Annotated in this window: 17 protein-coding genes; 11 read left to right on the top strand and 6 right to left on the bottom strand. The window is 64.6% G+C overall.

The window, feature by feature from the left end:
* Positions 1–57: 57 nt before the first annotated feature.
* The 4 genes from ilvD to AAC077_RS10560 all read left to right on the top strand — a co-directional run bounded on the left by ilvD (position 58) and on the right by AAC077_RS10560 (position 3662).
* Complete coding sequence (ilvD, locus tag AAC077_RS10575) at positions 58–1821, top strand: dihydroxy-acid dehydratase (RefSeq protein ID WP_339769274.1); 1764 nt, start codon at positions 58–60, stop codon at positions 1819–1821.
* On the top strand, positions 1802–2398 hold the full coding sequence (locus AAC077_RS10570) for a hypothetical protein (protein ID WP_339769272.1): 597 nt from the start codon (positions 1802–1804) through the stop codon (positions 2396–2398). Before ilvD ends, AAC077_RS10570 begins: the two co-directional genes overlap by 20 nt.
* Positions 2399–2501: 103 nt before the next feature.
* Positions 2502–3275, top strand: a complete 774-nt coding sequence (locus AAC077_RS10565) for a DUF6478 family protein (protein WP_339769270.1) — start codon at positions 2502–2504, stop codon at positions 3273–3275.
* Between the two features lie 15 nt (positions 3276–3290).
* Positions 3291–3662, top strand: coding sequence for a hypothetical protein (locus AAC077_RS10560; protein WP_339769268.1), 372 nt, complete (start codon positions 3291–3293; stop codon positions 3660–3662).
* Positions 3663–3808: 146 nt separating this feature from the next.
* On the opposite strand, the gene AAC077_RS10555 is transcribed toward AAC077_RS10560, so the two are convergent.
* The 3 genes from AAC077_RS10555 to gpmI are packed head-to-tail and all read right to left on the bottom strand — an operon-like array spanning position 3809 to position 7785.
* Entirely contained in the window at positions 3809–5140 is a 1332-nt protein-coding gene (locus AAC077_RS10555; protein WP_339769266.1) for a S41 family peptidase, read from the bottom strand.
* A gap of 6 nt (positions 5141–5146) precedes the next feature.
* On the bottom strand, positions 5147–6277 hold the full coding sequence (locus tag AAC077_RS10550; RefSeq protein WP_339769264.1) for a peptidoglycan DD-metalloendopeptidase family protein: 1131 nt from the start codon (positions 6275–6277) through the stop codon (positions 5147–5149).
* Positions 6274–7785, bottom strand: coding sequence for a 2,3-bisphosphoglycerate-independent phosphoglycerate mutase (gpmI, locus tag AAC077_RS10545; RefSeq protein ID WP_339769505.1), 1512 nt, complete (start codon positions 7783–7785; stop codon positions 6274–6276). Before gpmI ends, AAC077_RS10550 begins: the two co-directional genes overlap by 4 nt.
* Positions 7786–8091: 306 nt before the next feature.
* On the opposite strand from gpmI, the gene AAC077_RS10540 reads away from it, so the two are divergent.
* The 3 genes from AAC077_RS10540 to polA all read left to right on the top strand — a co-directional run bounded on the left by AAC077_RS10540 (position 8092) and on the right by polA (position 11929).
* Positions 8092–8271, top strand: coding sequence for a zinc-finger domain-containing protein (locus AAC077_RS10540; protein WP_339769262.1), 180 nt, complete (start codon positions 8092–8094; stop codon positions 8269–8271).
* The gene (locus AAC077_RS10535; protein WP_339769260.1) at positions 8232–8921 is read left to right on the top strand and encodes a DUF2459 domain-containing protein; all 690 of its coding nucleotides are present in this window, start codon (positions 8232–8234) and stop codon (positions 8919–8921) included. Before AAC077_RS10540 ends, AAC077_RS10535 begins: the two co-directional genes overlap by 40 nt.
* 209 nt (positions 8922–9130) lie before the next feature.
* On the top strand, positions 9131–11929 hold the full coding sequence (polA, locus tag AAC077_RS10530) for a DNA polymerase I (protein WP_339769258.1): 2799 nt from the start codon (positions 9131–9133) through the stop codon (positions 11927–11929).
* On the opposite strand, the gene AAC077_RS10525 is transcribed toward polA, so the two are convergent.
* The 3 genes from AAC077_RS10525 to AAC077_RS10515 form a co-directional block, all read right to left on the bottom strand.
* Complete coding sequence (locus AAC077_RS10525; RefSeq protein ID WP_339769256.1) at positions 11926–12153, bottom strand: DUF2798 domain-containing protein; 228 nt, start codon at positions 12151–12153, stop codon at positions 11926–11928. The genes polA and AAC077_RS10525 overlap by 4 nt on opposite strands.
* Positions 12154–12274: 121 nt before the next feature.
* Positions 12275–13027 (bottom strand): TIM barrel protein, encoded by a 753-nt coding sequence (locus AAC077_RS10520; protein ID WP_339769254.1) that lies wholly within the window; start codon positions 13025–13027, stop codon positions 12275–12277.
* 52 nt (positions 13028–13079) lie between these two features.
* Entirely contained in the window at positions 13080–13655 is a 576-nt protein-coding gene (locus AAC077_RS10515) for a DUF1285 domain-containing protein (protein ID WP_339769252.1), read from the bottom strand.
* 91 nt (positions 13656–13746) lie between these two features.
* Here AAC077_RS10515 and AAC077_RS10510 point away from each other — a divergent pair, with 91 nt between their 5' ends.
* The 4 genes from AAC077_RS10510 to AAC077_RS10495 are packed head-to-tail and all read left to right on the top strand — an operon-like array spanning position 13747 to position 20436.
* The gene (locus AAC077_RS10510; protein ID WP_339769251.1) at positions 13747–14751 is read left to right on the top strand and encodes a MoxR family ATPase; all 1005 of its coding nucleotides are present in this window, start codon (positions 13747–13749) and stop codon (positions 14749–14751) included.
* Positions 14748–15635 (top strand): DUF58 domain-containing protein, encoded by an 888-nt coding sequence (locus tag AAC077_RS10505; protein WP_339769250.1) that lies wholly within the window; start codon positions 14748–14750, stop codon positions 15633–15635. The genes AAC077_RS10510 and AAC077_RS10505 overlap by 4 nt, the downstream gene beginning before the upstream one ends.
* Entirely contained in the window at positions 15632–18394 is a 2763-nt protein-coding gene (locus tag AAC077_RS10500) for a DUF4159 domain-containing protein (RefSeq protein ID WP_339769249.1), read from the top strand. The genes AAC077_RS10505 and AAC077_RS10500 overlap by 4 nt, the downstream gene beginning before the upstream one ends.
* Positions 18391–20436 (top strand): hypothetical protein, encoded by a 2046-nt coding sequence (locus AAC077_RS10495; protein WP_339769247.1) that lies wholly within the window; start codon positions 18391–18393, stop codon positions 20434–20436. The genes AAC077_RS10500 and AAC077_RS10495 overlap by 4 nt, the downstream gene beginning before the upstream one ends.
* Positions 20437–20471 lie beyond the last annotated feature (35 nt).

Raw genomic sequence — 20471 nt, 5'->3', positions numbered from 1 at the left:
TTGTGCCTTATACCGTCGGCCGTTATTGCAAGGGCAACTCATCATCGGGAGGCCAAAATGCTCAAGGGCAAATTCGACAAATCCAAATTGCCAAGCCGTCACGTGACCGAGGGGCCCGCGCGGGCACCGCACCGGTCATATTATTATGCCATGGGCATGACCGAGGACGAGATCCACCAGCCACTGGTCGGCGTCGCCACCTGCTGGAACGAAGCGGCCCCCTGCAACATTTCGCTGAACCGTCAGGCGCAAGCCGTCAAGATGGGTGTCAAATCCGCCTACGGCACGCCGCGTGAATTCACCACGATCACCGTCACCGACGGCATTGCGATGGGTCACGAGGGCATGCGGTCGTCGCTGGCCTCGCGCGAGGCGATTGCCGACACGGTTGAACTGACCATGCGCGGCCACTGCTATGACGCGCTTGTGGGTCTGGCCGGTTGCGACAAATCGCTGCCGGGCATGATGATGGCAATGATCCGTCTGAACGTGCCGTCGGTGTTCCTGTATGGCGGGTCGATCCTACCGGGTCGCGTGACCTCGGGCGCTTCGGTGCCTGCCGAATACCTGGACCGCGACCTGACCGTGCAAGACATGTTCGAAGCGGTTGGCCACCAGCAAAACGGCACCATGACCGAGGCCGAGCTGGACATTCTCGAACGCGTCGCCTGCCCCTCTGCCGGTGCCTGCGGCGGCCAGTTCACCGCCAACACGATGGCCTGCGTCTCCGAGGCGATCGGTCTGGCACTTCCCAACTCGTCGGGCATGCCCGCCCCATACGAGTCGCGCGATGAATACGCCAAGGCGTCGGGCGCTGCGGTGATGAACCTGATCGAGAAAAACATCCGCGCGCGCGACATCGTCACCCGCCAGTCGCTGGAAAACGCGGCACGCGTCGTGGCCTGCACCGGTGGTTCGACCAACGCCGGCCTGCACCTGCCCGCCATGGCACACGAGGCCGGCATCGACTTTTTCCTCGAGGACGTCTGCGACATCTTCCGCGAGACACCCTATTTCGTCGACTTGAAGCCCGGCGGTCAGTATGTGGCCAAGGATCTTTACGAGGCGGGCGGCATCTTTGTCGTGATGAAGGAACTGCGCAAAGCGGGCCTGATCCACGAAGATTGCATGACCGCCACCGGCTATTCCATCGGCGAAGAACTGGACAAGGTTGCGCTGGAAGCCGACGGCAAGGTGATCTACCCGATTGAAACACCGCTGACCAAAACCGGCGGCGTTGTGGGCCTGAAAGGCAACATCGCGCCCGAAGGTGCCATCGTGAAGGTTGCGGGCATGGAAGCCCAGCACCAGATCTTTACCGGCCCCGCGCGCGTCTTCGAATGTGAACAAGATGCGTTCGAATCTGTACAACAACGCACCTACGAAGAAGGCGACGTGTTCGTGATCCGCAACGAGGGCCCCTCGGGCGGTCCGGGTATGCGCGAAATGCTGGCGACCACGGCGGCGCTGTCCGGTCAGGGCATGGGCAAGAAGGTGGCGCTGATCACCGACGGCCGTTTCTCGGGCGCAACACGCGGATTCTGCGTGGGTCACGTCGGACCAGAAGCCGCACATGGTGGACCGATCGCGCTGTTGAAAGACGGCGACGTGATCACCATCAACGCCATCGAGGGCACCATCAACGTGGCGCTGAGCGATGACGAGCTGGCCGAGCGCAAAGCCGAATGGAAAGGCCCGCGCGATACAATCTATGGCGCAGGCGCGCTGTGGAAGTATGCGCAACTGGTTGGCGCGACGTACAAAGGGGCGGTCACCCACCCCGGCGCCAAGCTTGAGCGGCATGAATATTGGGACCTGTAAAGGTGCCATCCTTGCGGGGCTGATGGCCCTTGCGGGATGTGACGTGGGCGGCGGCGCAACATCTGCGCCGCTGCGCCAGGCCGCGATGGCCAATGGCGCGCTGACGCTGGTCGCGCCCGAAGGGTTCTGCATCGACAAACGCAGCCTGAAACCCAGCTTTGCCTTGCTGGCGCGCTGCGACACCCTGGGCGACCCACAGGGCGCATACGGTGCGCCGCTGGGGCTGATCACCGTCAGCCTGTCCACCGCACCACCAGACGCCCCGCCGATCACCGCCCAGACGCTGGAGGCGGCCCTGTCAGGTGGCACCGTGCTGGACCGCCGCGAGACCAAGGATGCCGTGTTGCTGCGGGTTCAGGGCACCGCCCCCGCCCGCAAGGGGCTTTCGGCGACCTACTGGCGCGGCACCGGTCAGGTGGGATCGCATCTTGTGGGCCTTGCGATGTACGGAACCGCTGACAGCGGGGCAACCGGCCCCGAGGGCGGGCAAGTGCTGGACCGGCTGATGCAACGCACGCGCACACAGGCGGCGGCCTCGGTGGTGGTGGCGGCCCAGGCGGCAACTGCGACAGAATAGGGTCAAACCCGAAAATTCGCAGCCCGCACGCGATTGCCGGTTTATTTGACTGAAACCATTTCGTTAAATACCCACACGACCAAGACCAGAGGCGAAACGGCCCGTGCCAGATAATAAGATCAGCTTACTAGAACGCCTGTCGCACAAGCGGACCATGCGCCGCTGGGCGCGTGCCGCCCGCAATGCGCGCAGCGTGAACCTGCACACCCTGCGCCAGTTGCGCAACAGTGCCCGCCTGATGCGCGCTCATATCGACAGGCTGATCCACACCGCCGACGAACGTCTGGCGCTGCCGGTGATCGGGTCCACCAGCTTTGCCAAGCCGCACAATTCGGACTGGTCGTGGCGACCGGAACTGTGGCGCGGCCCGCTGCACCGTCCCGGCATGTCGTCGGTCCAGACCAAGTCGATGCTGGGCAGCGAAGTCACCCTGTTTCACGACTGCAAGCTCAGCGAGCTGACCCTGCGCCAGTTGCGCAACACCCGCGAGGAAGACATCGCGCCCTACGGGCTGCGCATGGACGTTTTCAAATTCGACGGCTCGTTCCTATCGCTTGTGGTCGATCTGCCCGATGCTGCGGCTGATGGCCTGCGGCGCACGCATCTGCTGCGCATGTCCTGCATTGTCGAAATGGAAAAGCCGCTGGAAATCTTTGCCCGCCTGAACATCAAACACGGCCCCAACACCGAACAGATCGTGCGCGAATTGCCCCTGCACGAAGAGGACATCGTTGTCGAATTCGATCTGGCCTATTCCAACCTGAACGAAAAGCGGGTGGAAAAGGTCTGGGTCGATCTGATCTTTGAAGGGCCGGAAATGAATCAGGTGATCCTGCGCGATCTCACATTCTCGCGCCGCCCCCGTGCTGCCCTGTAACGAAAGGCCAATACCATGAGCAATCTGACCGTCACAGGCACCAAGATCACCAACGGCATCTGGCAGGGCATCGTCACCTCTGAGGGCAAGGATGTGCCAAAACTGGACGTACGTCTGTTGGACAAACCTGTCGCGAACGTGCAGTTGACCGAAGACCCGCAGCAGGGTCACTGGCTGTTGCAAGTTCCGATCCCGTCCGAGGCGATCGCCGAAGGGGTCCAGACTTTTGTGATCAGCGACGCGACGGACGGCACGACGCTGTCGCATTTCCACCTGATCGCAGGCGAGGTGCTGGGCGACGACATCCGCGCCGAAATGGATCTGCTGCGGGCCGAGCTGGACATGCTGAAACGCGCGTTCCGCCGCCATTGCGTCGAAACCGCTTAAGCTTCTCGCTGTCGGAAATGGAATTCGGATCGAATTCCCAATGTCATCCGCACCGGATGACAGGCCTTGCGGTCAGAGGATCGCACTTAGCTGTTGTGATGGCCGGACGGAAAAAGGGCGACGCTTTCGCGCCGCCCCTTGCCTGATCAGTTCTTGGGGCCCAGTGCCGACAGACCCTTGAGGATGTCGATGGCATAGGCCAGTTGGTAATCCTCTTCGCGCAGCTCCGCGGCCGCTTCTGCCTTGGCGCGGTCTTCCTTGATCTGGTTGATCTCGTCCTCGGTCAGACTGTCGTTCGAGATCGCACCGCGCAGGTCGGCCTCGGACCGCAGCAACGGCGGGCCGTCTTCTTCCTCGGTGTCCGGCTTGCGGCGCGGCTGTTGCACGACGATGTCGGGGCTGACGCCCAGCGACTGGATCGACCGGCCCGACGGCGTGTAATAGCGCGCCGTGGTCAGACGCATCGCGCCGCCATTCTGCAACGGCATCACGGTCTGAACCGACCCTTTGCCGAACGACTTTGTGCCCACGATAATCGCGCGGCGGTGATCCTTCAGCGCGCCGGCGACGATTTCCGAAGCCGAGGCCGAACCGCCGTTGATCAGAACCACAATCGGCTTGCCCTGCGCCAGATCGCCCGGAGTCGCATTAAACCGGTCGCCATCAGCAGCTTCGCGGCCACGGGTCGACACGATCTCGCCTTCTTCCAGGAACGCATCGGACACCTTGATCGCCTGCGTCAGCAGACCGCCGGGGTTGTTGCGCAGATCGACGACAAAGCCATTGACGTTGTCCATGCCACCCAGCTTTTCGACCTCTTCCGCCAGCTTCGCTTCGAGGTTGGGGAAGGTTTTCTCGTTGAACGTGGTGACCCGCAGCACAACGGTTTCGCCCTGAACGCGGGCACGCACGGCTTGCAATTCGATGGTGTCGCGGATGATCGAAACGTCGAAAGGTTCGGTTTCACCCTCGCGCACCACGGTGATGACGATTTCCGAACCGACCGGCCCGCGCATCTTTTCAACGGCTGCATCCAGGGTCAGGCCCAGCACGCTTTCGCCATCAACGTGCGTGATAAAATCGCCCGCTTCGATGCCCGCTTCGGCGGCGGGGGTGCCGTCGATGGGCGAGACAACTTTGACAAAGCCCTCTTCCTGCGTGACCTCGATGCCCAGTCCGCCAAACTCGCCACTGGTCTGCACGCGCATGGCGTCCGCGTCCGTGGGGGACAGATAGGACGAATGCGGGTCCAGCGATGTCAGCATTCCGTTGATCGCAGCCTCGATCAGCTCGGACGGCTCAGCCTCTTCGACATATTGCGAGCGGATGCGCTCGAAGATGTCGCCGAACAGGTCAAGCTGCTCGTAAACGCTGGAATTGCGGGTCGCCTCTTGCGCCAGCAGGGGGCCTGCGATCTGCGTCGTGGCGATTGCACCCGCCAATGTGCCGCCTAATGCGGCCATAACGAATTTTCTCATCAGACTTTATCCATCCTTACCTTGGCGGAACCACAATGCCGGGTCCTGCGGAACGTTGTCTTGTCTTACTTCTATATAGAGCGTTTCGGAACGGGCAGTGCCAGAGCCTTCACCTTCCTGTGACATTTCAGTTGCCGCAGAGGTTGCAGAAAGTCCACCCATCAGCCCGATCGGCGCATCCGTGGCCACCACTTCGCCGGTTTCGACATAGACGGCCCCCAAACCGGCCAGAATGAACAACGTGTCTGGCTGCGGCTCAAGAATCACCACCTGCCCCAAATCCAGCAGCGGCCCCTGATAGCGCACGGTTGCCGCCGTGGGCGTCGTCACCAACGCGCCGGGGCGGGTGCCCAGCAGGATGCCGGGGCGCGTGATGCCTGCGGCGTCGGCCTCGTTCGCGCCGCGCAGAACGATCCCCTGCGCGGGCAGCGGCAGATCACCAATGCGGGCGGCCAGATCGGGCAGGCTGATGGATTGTTCGTCCTGCGCAATGTTCGACACGCCCGAAGCAAAAGCGTCGAGCGTTTCCGACGATTCGATCAGAATAGCTGTGTTCACCGGATCTTCGGTGAAACGGCGCGGCAGGTCGGTACGTTCGGCCAAGGCCTTGGACAGGGCGGTGCGGGCGGTCTGCACTTCGGTCAGACCCTTTTGCATCTGCGCCGTGGCCTGCGTCTGGATCGCGCGCAGGTTTTGCACGTCTTCCAGATCGCGGCGCAGGCTGGACGCGCGGGCGTTCAGCGCCGGCGTCAGTTCCGCCAGCAACATCCCCGCCCGCGCCGTGCCGGTCGGACCGTCGGGATGCAAAAAGGACGTGGGCGATGGCGTGCTGCCGATGGTCTGCAAAGTGCCCAGAAAGCCCGCGATTTCGTTGTCCCGCGCCGCAAGTTGCCGCGAAAGCTGGGTTTCGCGCAGCGACGCACGGCGCAGCCCGTCGCGCATGGCGGCCAGCCCGGCCTCGTAGGCCTTGATCGTCGCGGTCAGCGCCTTGACCCGGTCGCGGGCGCTGTCGGCTTCTTCCAACTGCACCGCCGCATCCTGCAACTGCGCCCCTGCATCGCGCGCCAAGGCCGTGCCATCCTGCGCCCACAGGGTCGCAGGCCAGAGGCACACCAGAAGGGCAAGCGCGCGGATCATGACAGCAGATTGCTCCCGGTCATCTCGGCGGGCGGCTCCAGCCCCATCAGGTGCAACAACGTCGGGGCCAGATCGGCCAGACGGCCATCGCGCAACGTGCCCTGCGCCCCGACCACGGCCACCGGCACAAGGTTCAGCGTGTGCGCCGTGTGCGGGCCACCGGTTTCGGGGTCGATCATCACTTCGCAATTGCCATGGTCGGCGGTCACGATCATCGCACCGCCCGCAGCCTCCAGCGCCGCGATCACCTGTGTCAGACCACGGTCCACGGCCTCGCACGCGGCAATAGCCGCATCCAGATCGCCGGTGTGGCCGACCATGTCGGGGTTGGCGTAGTTGACCACGATCAGGTCGTAGCCGTCGCCGATGGCCTGCACCAGATGCGCCGTGACCTCTTCCGATGACATCTCGGGCTGGACGTCATAGGTGGGCACATCCGGGCTTTTGGGCATGTAGCGGTCTTCGCCCTCCGCAGGCACTTCGACGCCGCCGTTCAGAAAGAACGTCACATGCGGATATTTCTCGGTTTCCGCGATGCGGTACTGGCGCAATCCGTGCTGCGCCACCCAAGCGCCCAGCGTGTTGACGATGGCAGGCTTGGGATAGGCGGTCTGCATGTAGGCGTTGTGCTGGTCCGAATATTCGGCCATCCCCAGCAGCCCCGCCCATTCGGGCCGTGTGCCCACATCAAACGCCGCAAAGTCAGGCGCGCCGATGGCTGCCATGATCTCGCGGGCGCGGTCGGCGCGAAAGTTCAGACAGAAAACGCCGTCGCCATCCTGCGCGCCGGCATAGCTGCCGATCACCGTCGCGGGGATGAATTCATCCGTGGTCTCAGCGGAATAGGCCTGTGTCAACGCATCCTGCGCATCGCCAGCTTGCGCACCCTTGCCATGCACAATGGCGTCAAACGCTTTTTGCACACGGTCCCAACGGTTGTCGCGGTCCATCGCGAAATAGCGTCCCGTGACGGTGGCGATTGCCGCCCCCTCGGGCAGCGCATCGGTCAGCGTGCGGAAATACCCCTGCGCCGACTTTGGCGCAACGTCGCGGCCGTCGGTCAGCGCGTGGATCTTCACAGGCAGCCCAGCGTCGGCACAGGCCTTGGCCGCGGCCAGCATATGCGTCAAATGCCCGTGCACGCCGCCGTCCGACACGACCCCCATCAGATGCGCCGTGCCGCCGGTCTGTTTCAACGCGGCGATAAACGCCCGCAAGGCGCTGTTTTCAAAGAACGACCCATCCTCGATCGCCAGATCAATCTGACCCAGATCCATCGCCACAACACGGCCTGCACCGATGTTGGTGTGGCCCACTTCTGAATTGCCCATCTGCCCCGAGGGCAGGCCGACATCCGGCCCATGGGTGATCAGCGTGGCATTCGGACAGGTCGCCATGATGCGGTCAAAGGTGGGCGTTTTCGCCAGCGCGGGGGCGTTTCCGGTGGTGTCCTCGCGCAGACCCCAGCCATCAAGAATGCACAGAACAACGGGTTTTGAGGGCATAATGCGGTGCGACCTTTATGACTATTTTGTGGCGTTCTAACCCAGCGCACCGCCGGGGTGAACCGTTTTGAGACAGATTGGCGGATTTGATCCGCCCAAAGACGGCTCTGCACTGAAACAAGCCGCAGTCAGCGCCCACGCCCTGCTCCGCCGCGCGCGTGGTCATATATTATGTGGCACCGGGGTCGTCCCGTTCGAGGCCGCTCGTCCCGGCACTTTGCAGTGCCGGTCGACACCGGCTGATCCCCCTTGCATGGCAGCCTCCTTGTGGCCCATAAAGGCCCGACTATCCGACCGATGAGGACGCCCATGACCCTGCAAGCCCCCGAGACCAAAATCGTCGAACAATACCGCGTGGCCTGTGACGGCTCCGAAGGTGCCTTGGGCCACCCACGGGTCTGGCTGCAAATCCCGCAGGACACGGGCTGGGTCGAATGCCCCTATTGCGATTGCAAATACATCCACGCCGACCACAAGGCCGACACCTGAAACGGCTTGCCGTTGGCCTGCTTGTCCTGATCCTGTGCTATCCGTGCGCGGCCATCGTCGGCGCACTGGTCCCGTCAGGGCGCATTGCGGATGCCGGCGCGCCCGACCACCGCGTGCTGCTGATCGCGGGCCCCATCCACTATGATTTCATCCTGCCGCTGGACGCTGCGACGCGCGCGGCCTTTGCCGATCTGCCCGACGCGGCGCTGCTGATGGACATGGACGGCGCGCAAAACCTGCTGGTCGGCTGGGGCGCGCATGATTTCTACACCACCGTGGGCACCTATGGCGACGTCACAGCGCGCGCCGCATGGACCGGCGCGACCGGCGACAGTTCGGTCATCCGGATGGACGTGGTGGGCACCGTGCCGCCCGAACTGGACCTGCGCAGCCTTTCCATGACCGACGCGCAATACGCCCGCTTCCTGACCGCCCTGCGCGCCACATTCAACGGCGACACACCGCTGGACAACCCCGGCTTTACCACCACCGACATGTTCTATCCCGCCACGGGCCGCTTCAACCTGTTTCGCACCTGCAACGTCTGGGTCGGAGAGATGGTCCGCGCCGCCGGTCTGCGCTTTGGCCGCTGGACGCCACTGCCCTATTCCATCAGCCTGTCGCACTGGCTGTACCAATCTGCCAACTGAACCGCGCGCGGCCCCGTTGGGATTTGAGTTTATTTGGCAAGATGAAGCCGAACCGACGGCATATCCCTTCTTTTGGCCCCAAATATCCCGGGGAGTCGCGCCAGCGACGGGGCAGCGCCCCGAACTAATTCCGCCTGCATCCAGCACACCATCTGGAAGCCGTGGCCCGCCTGTGGCACAAGATGACCAAAGCTTGCAGCGAGGGTGTGATGTCATCAAAATTCGGAAAAGGGTGCCACCTGCACCTGATCGACGGCTCAGCCTTTATCTTTCGCGCGTATCACGCATTGCCGCCGCTGACACGCAAGTCGGACGGGCTGCCGATTGGCGCGGTTGCGGGATTTTGCAACATGCTGCAACGCTATGTCGAGGGCAACACCGGCAGCGACGTGACCCATGTCGCGGTGATCTTTGACAAGGGCAGCCACACCTTTCGCAACGATATGTACGACCAGTACAAGGCCAACCGCGAAGCCATGCCCGAGGACCTGCGCCCGCAGATCCCGCTGACCCGCACCGCAACCGAGGCGTTCAACATCGCCTGCGAAGAGAAAGAGGGCTACGAGGCCGACGACATCATCGCCACGCTGGCCGTGCAGGCGCGCGCCGCCGGGGGCCGCTGCACCATCATCAGCAGCGACAAGGATCTGATGCAACTGGTCGGCGACGGCGTCGAAATGCTGGACGCGATGAAGAACCGCAGCATCGACCGCGACGGCGTGTTCGAAAAATTCGGCGTCTTCCCCGACCGCGTGGTGGATGTGCAGGCCTTGGCCGGCGACAGCGTCGACAACGTGCCCGGCGCGCCCGGCATCGGGATCAAGACCGCCGCGCTGCTGATCAATGAATACGGCGATCTGGACACGCTTCTGGCCCGCGCATCCGAGATCAAGCAACCCAAACGCAAACAGACCCTGATCGACCACGCCGACCAGATCCGCCTAAGCCGCGATCTGGTGAAGCTGGACGAAAACACGCCGCTGGATTTCACGCTGGACGATCTGGAAGTGCGCGACCCCGATCCCGAACGGCTGTTGGCCTTCCTGGCCGAGATGGAATTCCGCACCCTGTCCAAACGCATCGCCGAGGCGCTGCACGTGGAAGCGCCGGTGATCGAGGACAAAACCCCCGCCCCCGCCGACCTGCCCGAGACCGAGGCCGTGCCCTTCAACCCGGACGCCTACGAACACGTCCGCGACGCCGCCGGTCTCCAAGTCTGGATCGACCGCATCCGAGAACGCGGCTGGGTGGCTGTGGACACCGAAACCACCGGCCTGAACGAGATGACCGCCGATCTGGTCGGCATATCGCTGTGCGTCGACCCCGGTCAGGCCTGCTATATCCCGCTGATCCACAAGGACAGCGGCAGCGACGACCTGTTCGGCTCGGACGATCTGGCCGAGGGGCAGATGCCACTGGAACAGTGTCTTGAGATGCTGACGCCGGTGCTTGAGGACCCTTCGGTTCTGAAAATCGGGCAGAACATGAAATACGACGCCAAGATTTTCGCCCAACTTGGCATCACGGTCGCGCCCATCGACGACACGATGCTGCTGTCTTATGCGCAGCACGCGGGCCTGCACAATCACGGTATGGACACGCTGTCGGAACGCTATCTCGGCCACACCCCGATCCCGATCAAACCCCTGCTGGGCTCTGGCAAATCCGCGATCACCTTTGACCGCGTGCCGCTGGACAAGGCCGTGGCCTATGCCGCCGAGGATGCCGACATCACCCTGCGGCTGTGGCAGACCCTGAAGCCGCAATTGCACCGCGTCGGCGTGACCAAGGTGTACGAGACGCTGGAACGCCCGCTGGTGCCAGTGCTGGCCGCAATGGAACGGTCCGGCATCAAGGTTGACCGCGACACGCTCAGCCGCATGTCCAACGCCTTTGCCCAGAAGATGGCCGGGCTGGAAGACGAGATTTACGAACTGGCAGGCCGCAAATTCAACGTCGGCTCCCCCGCGCAAGTGGGCGAGGTGCTGTTCGAGGACATGGGCCTTGAGGGCGGCAAGAAGGGTGCGAATGGCAAATATTCCACCGGTGCCGACATTCTCGAAGACCTGGCAACCGAACACGATTTCCCGCGCCGCATTCTGGACTGGCGTCAGCTCAGCAAGCTGAAATCGACCTATACGGACGCGCTTCAGGACCACATCAACCCTGACACAGGCCGCGTGCACACGTCCTATTCCATCGCGGGGGCATCCACCGGGCGTCTGGCCTCGACCGATCCCAACCTGCAAAACATCCCGATCCGCAGCGAAGAAGGCCGCCGCATCCGCGAGGCTTTCGTGGCGGAACAGGGCAAGACGCTGGTGGCGCTGGACTATTCCCAGATCGAACTGCGCATTCTGGCGCATATCGCGGACATTCCCGAGCTGAAACAAGCCTTTGCCGACGGCATCGACATTCACGCGCTGACCGCGTCCGAAATGTTCAACGTGCCGCTGGACGCGATGACCCCCGACATCCGCCGTCAGGCCAAGGCGATCAACTTTGGCGTGATCTACGGCATCTCGGGCTTTGGTCTGGCCCGCAACCTGCGCATTCCGCGGGCCGAGGCGCAGGGGTTCATCGACCGTTATTTCGAACGCTTCCCCGGCATCCGCACCTATATGGACGACACCAAGGCGTTCGCCAAAGAGCACGGCTTTGTCCAGACGCTGTTCGGCCGCAAGATCCACACGCCCGAGATCGCCAGCAAAGGCCCCCGCGCCGGTTTCGCCGCCCGCGCCGCGATCAACGCGCCCATTCAGGGCACCGCCGCAGACGTGATCCGCCGCGCGATGATCCGTATGCCCGCCGCCATCGCCGATCTGCCCGCGACCATGCTGTTGCAGGTGCACGATGAACTGCTGTTCGAGGTGGACAACGGCTCAGAAGACGCGCTGATCGACGCCGCCCGCGAGGTGATGGAAAACGCCGCCGATCCGGTGGTGAAACTGGATGTGAAGCTGACCGTGGACGCCGGCAAGGGCGCGAACTGGGCCGAAGCGCACTAACCCTGAACGGTCAGCCGCATCACCATCCGCCGCGCCAACGGGGCCACGAACAACACAACCGGAAAGGCCACGGCCCAACTGGTCAGCCACGCACCCATCCAGATGGCAAGAAACCCGTCCCAAACCTCGGTGGCGCGCAACATGCTGATGCCTGACACAATCAGCGACATCATCCCGCTGAGGAAAAAGCCAAAGGCAATGTGGGCATAACGCGCGGGAATCATCGGCGGACCTTTCAGGGGCAAACGCCAAAGAGTTCCCACAACACGCCAGAACGGTCCAGACTTCTCTGGTGCAAAAAATCCCGGGGTGAGGCCGCAGGCCGAGGGGCAGCGCCCCTTACCCTCACTTCATCCAGCCCAGCGTTTTTTCGGTCGGACCACCCGGCGTATATTCCGCCGACACCCAGCCGTCATAGCCGCTGTCGTCAATCGCGCGGAACAACGCCGCAAAATCCACCGTCCCCGCCCCCGGCGGGCCACGGTCCGGCGCGTCGCCGATCTGGATGTGACGGATCAGCGGGCGCAGTGCGGCAAAGGATGCCAGCGCATCACCGGTGATTTCCTGCGCGTGGTAGCTGTCCCATTGCAGCGCCAGATTGTCTGCGCCCACGTCCGCGATGATCCCCGCTGCCAGATCAAAATCGTTCAGGAAATACCCGGGGGCCGATGCAGGGCACAAAGGTTCCAGCGTCAGGGTGATCCCGTCAGGGGCCAGATCGCAGGCGCGTTTCAGGTTTTCCACCATCACCGTCCGCGCCCCGTCGCCCTGCGCCACACCGGCCATCACGTGAATGAACGACACGCCCAGCGCCTGCGCGAACCGCGTGGCGCGGCGCATGTCGTAAGCAAAGCGCTCTTCGCGCCCCGCAATCGCAGCAAAGCCACGGTCGCCCCCTGTGTAATTCGGCGGCGGCGCGTTGATCAGGATCATCTCCAACCCGCCCCGTCGCAGGGCGCGCTGGATGTCACCGGCGGGAAAATCATAGGGAAACAGCACTTCGACCGCCTTGAACCCCGCCTCGGCGGCTGCATCAAAGCGGTCAAGGAACGGCAGGTCGGGCCATAGATGTGTAAGATTGGCGGCAAATCTGGGCATGGCCGCAACCTGCCGCAGACCGCGCGGCGCGCCAAGTGCAAATCGTCACCGCTCAGGGCAATTCGTCCGACGGAATGATGCCAAAGAATTCCCCCTTGGACCACACCCCGAACCAACCCTCGTGATGGGCGCCGATGTCCACCAGCCGGTAAAAGCTTTTGCGGTCGATCAGCGCCTCCAGATTGCGGCGCACCAGCACATAGGGCGACGGTTCTCCGGTTTCGGCGTCGCGTTCCACGCGGATCGGCGCGTCGGGGCCTGCGACGGTGACATCGTCGGTCTTGGTCACGAATGTCAGCACCTGATCGGTGCCCTCGCCCTCGGCTTCGAAGTCGATGGCCAGGAACGGCGCATCCTCGACGGTGATCCCGACCTTTTCCACCGGCGTGACCAGAAAATAATCATCGCCCTCGCGCTTGAGAATCGATGCGAACAATTTGACCAATCCGGGCCGCCCGATGGGCGTCCCCTGATAGAACCACGTCCCGTCGCGTTTGATCTGCATGTCCAGATCGCCGCAAAAGGCGGGATCCCACTTGTCCACGGGCGGCAGTCCGCGCGTTTTTGCTGCTTTAATCGACGCAACAAGGCTGTCTGCGTTGGGCGTCACGGTTTTTTGTCCGCTCATGACTGAAATTTGCCCCTTCCGGCTTTTGCTATTTCGCGTTTGCACGATACGTTGTCTGAAAGAGCAATATAACCTGCGAGAGTGAAAAGTCATGAGTGACGCCGAAAACATGGTCGCCGAGATCGAAGCCCTGGGCGAGAAACTGGGTCAGGCCAAGGCGTCAATCACGCGGAGGTTCATCGGGCAGCCGCGTGTGGTTGAACTGACACTGACGGCGCTGTTGTGCGGCGGTCACGGGTTGCTGATCGGTCTGCCCGGTCTGGGCAAGACACGGCTGGTCGAAACGCTCAGCACCGTTATGGGGCTAGACGGCAACCGCGTGCAGTTCACCCCCGACCTGATGCCTGCCGACATTCTGGGGTCCGAAGTTCTGGACACCGCCGCCGATGGCAGCCGCGCGTTCCGCTTCTTGCCCGGCCCGATCTTTTGCCAGTTGCTGATGGCCGACGAGATCAACCGCGCCTCGCCACGCACGCAATCGGCGCTGTTGCAGGCGATGCAGGAAAAAACCGTGACCGTCGCAGGTCAGGATCGCCCGCTTGGCAATCCGTTCCACGTTCTGGCCACGCAAAACCCGATTGAGCAGGAAGGCACCTATCCCCTGCCCGAGGCGCAGCTTGACCGCTTTTTGGTGCAGATCGACGTGGCCTATCCCGACCGCGCGACCGAACGCGACATCCTGATCGCCACCACCGGCGAGGCCGAGGCGCAGGCGGTTGCGGTGTTCTCGGGCGGCGAATTGCTGGCGGCCCAGCGGTTGCTGCGGCGGATGCCCGTGGGCGACAGTGTGGTCGAGATGATCCTGGATCTGGTGCGTGCCTTCCGTCCCGATGCGCCCGACGCGTCGCAACAGGTGCGTGACACGGTGGCCTGGGGCCCCGGCCCGCGTGCGTCGCAGGCGCTGATGCTGGCCGTGCGGGCCAAGGCGCTGCTGGATGGCCGTCTGGCCCCCTCGGCCGAGGATGTGGTTGATATGGCGCGGCCTGTGCTGACGCACCGTATGGCGTTGAACTTTGCGGCGCGGGCGCGGGGCGACAGCCTTGTGAACCTGATCGAAACCACCGCTGCGGGCCTGTCCCGCAAGGCCGCCGCGTGACGCCAGACCCGATCACCCTGCGCCAGTCAGCCGAGGATCAGGCCGCGCGCCTGCCCGCGTTGCTGGCCCGTGCCGAGAATCTGGCCGGTGCCGTCCTGCTGGGCGACCACGGGCGCCGGCGCGCTGGCACGGGTGATGATTTCTGGCAATACCGTCCGGCACAGGTGGGCGACAGCCGCCGCATGATCGACCACCGCCGCAGCGCCATGGGCGACACGCAATTCGTACGCGAACGCGAATGGCAGATCGCGCAGTCGGTTATGTTGTGGTGCGATCAGGGGGCCTCGATGCGGTTCAACAGCACCGATGCCCTGCCGACCAAGGCCGAGCGCGCGCGCGTTCTGACGCTGGCGCTGGCGATCCTGCTGGTGCGTGGCGGTGAACGTGTGGGCCTGACCGGGACCCGCCTGCCGCCCCGGCGCGGACGGATGCAAGTGATGCGCCTGGCTGAAATGCTGTCCGAGGATTCTGCCGACGACTACAGCCCGCCTGAACACCGCGCGATGATCCCCCATGCGCAGGCGCTGTTTGCGTCCGACTTCATGGGCGACATTGCCGACGTGCAACTGGCCCTGACCAAGGCCGCCGACCGTCGCGTGCGGGGCGTGCTGATGCACGTTCTGGACCCGTCGGAAGAAGCGTTCCCGTTTCGTGGGCGCACCATCTTTGAAAGCGTCGGCGGCACCCTGCGGCACGAAACGCTGAAAGCGAATGACCTGCGCGACCGCTATCTTGAGCGTCTGGCCGCCCGCAAGGCCGAGCTTCAGCGCCTGTGCGCGCTGACCGGCTGGCATTACGGCGTTCACCACACCGACAGCAGCGCGCAATCGGCGCTGTTGTGGCTGTACCGTGCGATGGACCGTTCCGTGATGGTGCGCGGATGACGGTTCTGGGGGGCATCGGATTTACCGCACCGTGGTTGCTGGTGGCGCTTGCGGCGCTGCCGATCCTGTGGCTGATCCTGCGCGCGGTCCCGCCCGCGCCGATCCGCCGCCGCTTTCCCGGCGTGGCGTTGCTGCTGGGGCTGACGGATGCCGATGCGGTGTCGGACCGCACCCCATGGTGGCTGATGCTGCTGCGGATGCTGGCCGTGGCGCTGGTGATCCTTGGCCTTGCCGGTCCGGTGATGAACCCGCAAACCGAGCGTGCCCGCGAAAGCGGCCCGCTGCTGGTGGTTCTGGATGGCACCTGGGCCGGTGCCGCCCATTGGCCGCAAATGATCGAGACATTGCAAGGCGAGCTGAACCGCGCCGCCGCCGACGACCGCACGGTTGCCGTACTGCAACTGACCCGCCCCGAAGCGCCGGTGTTTCTGGCGGCGAACACATGGCCCACGCGGCTGGCCGGGTTCCAGCCCGAGCCGTGGCAACCGGACAGCACACAGATTGATGCAGCCGTTGACCTGATCGCCCAAAGCGATGCGTCCAGCGCGCTGTGGATGGGCGACAGTCTGGCCTATGACGGGCAGGACCGCGTTCTTGCCGCGCTTGAGGCGCTGGGACCGCTTTCGGTGATCCAGTCGGGGCAGAACACACTGGGCATGACCCCTGCGACCTATGCCGATGGTGCCGTGCAACTGACGGCCCTGCGTGCGGCGGGTGGCCCCGCCCGCGCCGTGACCCTGCTGGCCCAAGGGCGCGATCCGGCGGGCAACCCGACCACGCTGGCCACCGCTCAGGCCGAATTTGCCGACGGCGCGACCGAGGCGCAGACCGAACTGGTGCTGCCCGCCGAACTGCGCGCCCGCATCACCCGTTTCGAGATTCAGGGCGGTCGCAGCGCCGGTGCATTGACCCTGACCGACGACAGCCTGCGCCGCCGCGAGGTTGCCCTGATCGCCGGTCGCACCGACCGCGAGGGGCTGGAGCTGCTGTCACCGCTGCACTACCTGCAACAGGCGCTGGCCCCCACCGCCGACCTGCTGGACGGTGCGCTGGATGATGTGCTGCCGGCCAACCCCGATGTGATCGTGCTGGCCGATGTGGCCACGATGACAGACGACGAATCTGCCAAACTGGCCGACTGGGTCGAAGAGGGCGGCTTGTTGCTGCGCTTTGCCGGACCGCATGTGGCCGCCAGCGACATCAGCCGCGACGCAATTGACCCACTGATGCCCGTGCGCCTGCGCAGCGGTGGCCGGTCGGTCGGCGGCGCGATGAGCTGGGGCGAGCCGAAAGCGCTGGCCCCCTTCCGCGACAGTTCGCCGTTTTTCGGCCTGAACATCCCCGATGACGTCCGCGTCAGCGCGCAGGTCATGGCGCAACCCGGCCCCGATCTGGCCGAAGCGGTCATTGCCGACCTGTCCGACGGCACGCCGCTGGTCACCCGCAAGCGCATGGGGCAGGGGCAGGTCGTGCTGTTCCACGTGACCGCCAACGCCGAATGGTCCACCCTGCCGCTGTCTGGGCTGTTCGTGGAAATGCTGGAACGTCTGGCCGTGTCCTCCGCCGCCTCAGCCCCCGAGGCCGCCGACCTGCAAGGCACCGTCTGGCAACCCGAACAGGTGATGGACGGCTATGGCGTGCTGCGCGATGCAGGCACCCTGCCCGGCATCGAAGGGCCGACGCTGGTCAACGCCCCGCTTGGCCCGCAAATGCTGCCGGGGATCTATGCATCAGACGACCGGTTTCTGGCCCGCAACGTGCTGACCGCCGACGCTGTCCTGACCCCCGCCACATGGCCCGCGCGCATCCCCGTCACCGGCTTTCGCAGCGCCCCGCCCGAGGCATTGGGCGGCCTGCTGATGGCGCTGGCGCTGCTGTTGCTGGCGGCCGATGTGGTGGCGTCGCTTGCCTTGTCCGGACGGCTGGGTCCGACACGTGGCGCCGTGGCCGCGCTGGCACTGCTGTTGATGGTGCCGCACGGGGCCGACGCGCAAGACGACAAAACCCAGCGCGCCATCGAAGCCACATCCGAGGTGGTTCTGGCCCACGTGCTGACCGGCAACGCCGACGTGGACGAGATCGCCCAGGCGGGCCTGCGCGGCCTGTCCGACACCTTGTATTTCCGCACCTCGGTCGAACCTGCACTGCCGATGGGCGTGAACCTTGAAACCGACGATCTGGCGTTCTTCCCCCTGCTCTACTGGCCCATCACCCCTGATCAACCGCGCCCCTCGGCCGACGCCTATGCGCGGCTGAACGACTACCTGCGCTCGGGCGGGCTGATCCTGTTCGACACCCGCGACGCCAATGTCGCAGGCTTTGGCACGGCCAGCCCCAATGGCCGCAAGTTGCAGGATCTGGCCGCCCCGCTGGACATTCCGGCGCTGGAACCGGTGCCGGGCGACCACGTGCTGACCCGCACCTTCTATCTGCTTCAGGACTTCCCCGGCCGCTACACCAGCCGCGATGTCTGGGTCGAAGCATCGCCCCCCGGAGCCGAACAGGTCGAGGGCATGCCCTTTCGCAACCTGAACGACGGGGTCACGCCGGTGGTGATCGGCGGCAACGACTGGGCGGGCGCCTGGGCGGTTGATAGCGCTGGCAATCCGATGCTGCCCGTGGGCCGCGGCTTTGGCGGCGAACGCCAACGCGAGCTGGCCTACCGCTTTGGCGTCAATCTGGTCATGCACGTGCTGACCGGCAATTACAAAAGCGATCAGGTCCATGTGCCTGCCTTGCTGGATCGGCTGGGCCAATGACCGGAACTGTTATCTTTGATCCGCTGCTGCCCTGGGCGTGGCTGATTGCATTGGCCGTAATTGCGCTGGCCGGTGTGGTGCTGGCGCTGGTCCGGAGCCTGCGTGGCTGGGCCTTGCGCGGGGCGGCGGCGCTGGTGGTGCTGGCGGCCTTGGCGCAACCCTCCTATCAGGTCGAGGACCGCGCGCCGCTCAGCGACATCGTGATCCTGGCCGAAGACACCAGCGCCTCGCAAGGCCTGCCGGGCCGCACCGAGCAGACAGCCCAAGCCGCCGACGCGCTGGAAACACAGCTTGCCGCCCGCCCCAACACCGAAGTGCGCCGCATCACCGTGCCGGATGCCGAGGGCGACGGCGGCACCATGCTGATGCGCGCACTGTCCGACGCGCTGGCCGAAGAACCGCAGGCGCGGGTGGCGGGCATCATCGCGCTGTCTGACGGGCAGGTGCACGATGCCGACATGGCCTTGGCGCTGCCGGCACCGCTGCACCTGTTGCAATCAGGCTTTGCCGATGACTGGGATCGCCGCCTGACCGTGGTGGGCGCGCCCGCATTTGCGATTATCGGCGAACCCGTCATCCTGACCCTGCGGGTCGAGGATATGGGCGCGGCGCCTGTGAGCGAACCCTTTGCCGAGCTGGATATTTCCGTCGATGGCGAAGACCCGCAACGCTTTCGCGTCCCCGTCGGTCAGGACATCGACCTGCCCGTGACCCTGCCCCACGGCGGGCGCAACGTGATCCAGTTCACCACCCCCACGCAAGGTGACGAGCTGACGGCGCGCAACAACACCGCGCTGATCCAGATGAACGGCGTGCGCGACCGGCTGCGCGTGCTGCTGGTGTCGGGTGAACCCCACGCAGGCGGGAGAACATGGCGCAACCTGCTGAAATCCGACAGCTCTGTCGATCTGGTACACTTCACCATCCTGCGCCCGCCCGACAAACAAGACGGCGTGCCGGTGGGCGAACTGAGCCTGATCGCCTTTCCCACGCGCGAACTGTTCATGGAAAAGGTCGAAGACTTCGACCTGATCATCTTTGACCGCTACAAGCGGCGCGGCATCCTGCCCGCGCTGTATCTGGAAAACGTCGCCAACTATGTGCGTCAGGGCGGCGCTGTGCTGGTTGCTGCCGGGCCGGACTTTGCCACCGCCGACAGCCTGTTCCGCTCGCCGCTGGGGGCTGTCATGCCCGCTGTGCCTACGGCTCGCGTGCGTGAAGAGGCGTACCGGCCCAAGGTCACCGATCTGGGCGAACGCCATCCGGTCACCACCAACCTGCCGTCGCGCGGCGACTGGGGCCGCTGGCTGCGCCAGATCGACGTGACGCCGAATTCGGGCAACGTGGTGATGTCGGGCATCGACGACAACCCGCTTCTGGTGCTGGACCGGGTCGGCGAAGGGCGCGTGGCGCTATTGGCGTCGGATCACGCATGGCTGTGGTCGCGCGGCTACGAAGGCGGCGGGCCGCAGCTGGAACTGCTGCGTCGTCTGGCCCACTGGATGATGAAAGAACCTGAACTGGAAGAAGAGGCGCTGACCGCCACGGCCAGCGGCCAGTCGATGCAGATCGAACGCCGTACCCTCAGCGATACCGTGCCCCCCGTGACCGTCACGGCCCCCGATGGCACCACCACCGAACTGACCCTGCGCAACGTGGCCCCCGGCCAGTTCATCGCCGACTACCAAGGCCCCGAGATTGGGTTGTACCGTCTGGAAAACGGTGACCAAAGCGCCGTCATCGGCCTTGGCCCCGCTGCCCCGCGCGAATTTATCAACACCGTCGGCACCGCCGAATTGCTGCAACCCGCCATAGACAGCACACGCGGCGGCGCGCTGCTGCTAGAGGCCGGCCTGCCCGACATCCGCAACGTCCGCGAGGGCCGCCCCGCCGCAGGACGCGGCTGGATCGGCCTGACCCCCCGCAACGCGTTCGAAACCCGCGACGTGCGTGCCACCGCCCTGCTGCCCGGCTGGCTGGTCCTGATGCTCAGCGCACTGTTCATCGTCGCTGCATGGCTGCGCGAAGGGCGGCGACGCTAACGCCTCTTCATCTTGCCGGATAAACTCCGGGGTGA

This window comes from uncultured Pseudosulfitobacter sp. (assembly GCF_963976325.1).
Classification (GTDB): domain Bacteria; phylum Pseudomonadota; class Alphaproteobacteria; order Rhodobacterales; family Rhodobacteraceae; genus Pseudosulfitobacter.
This window is presented reverse-complemented; position numbering and strand designations above follow the sequence as displayed.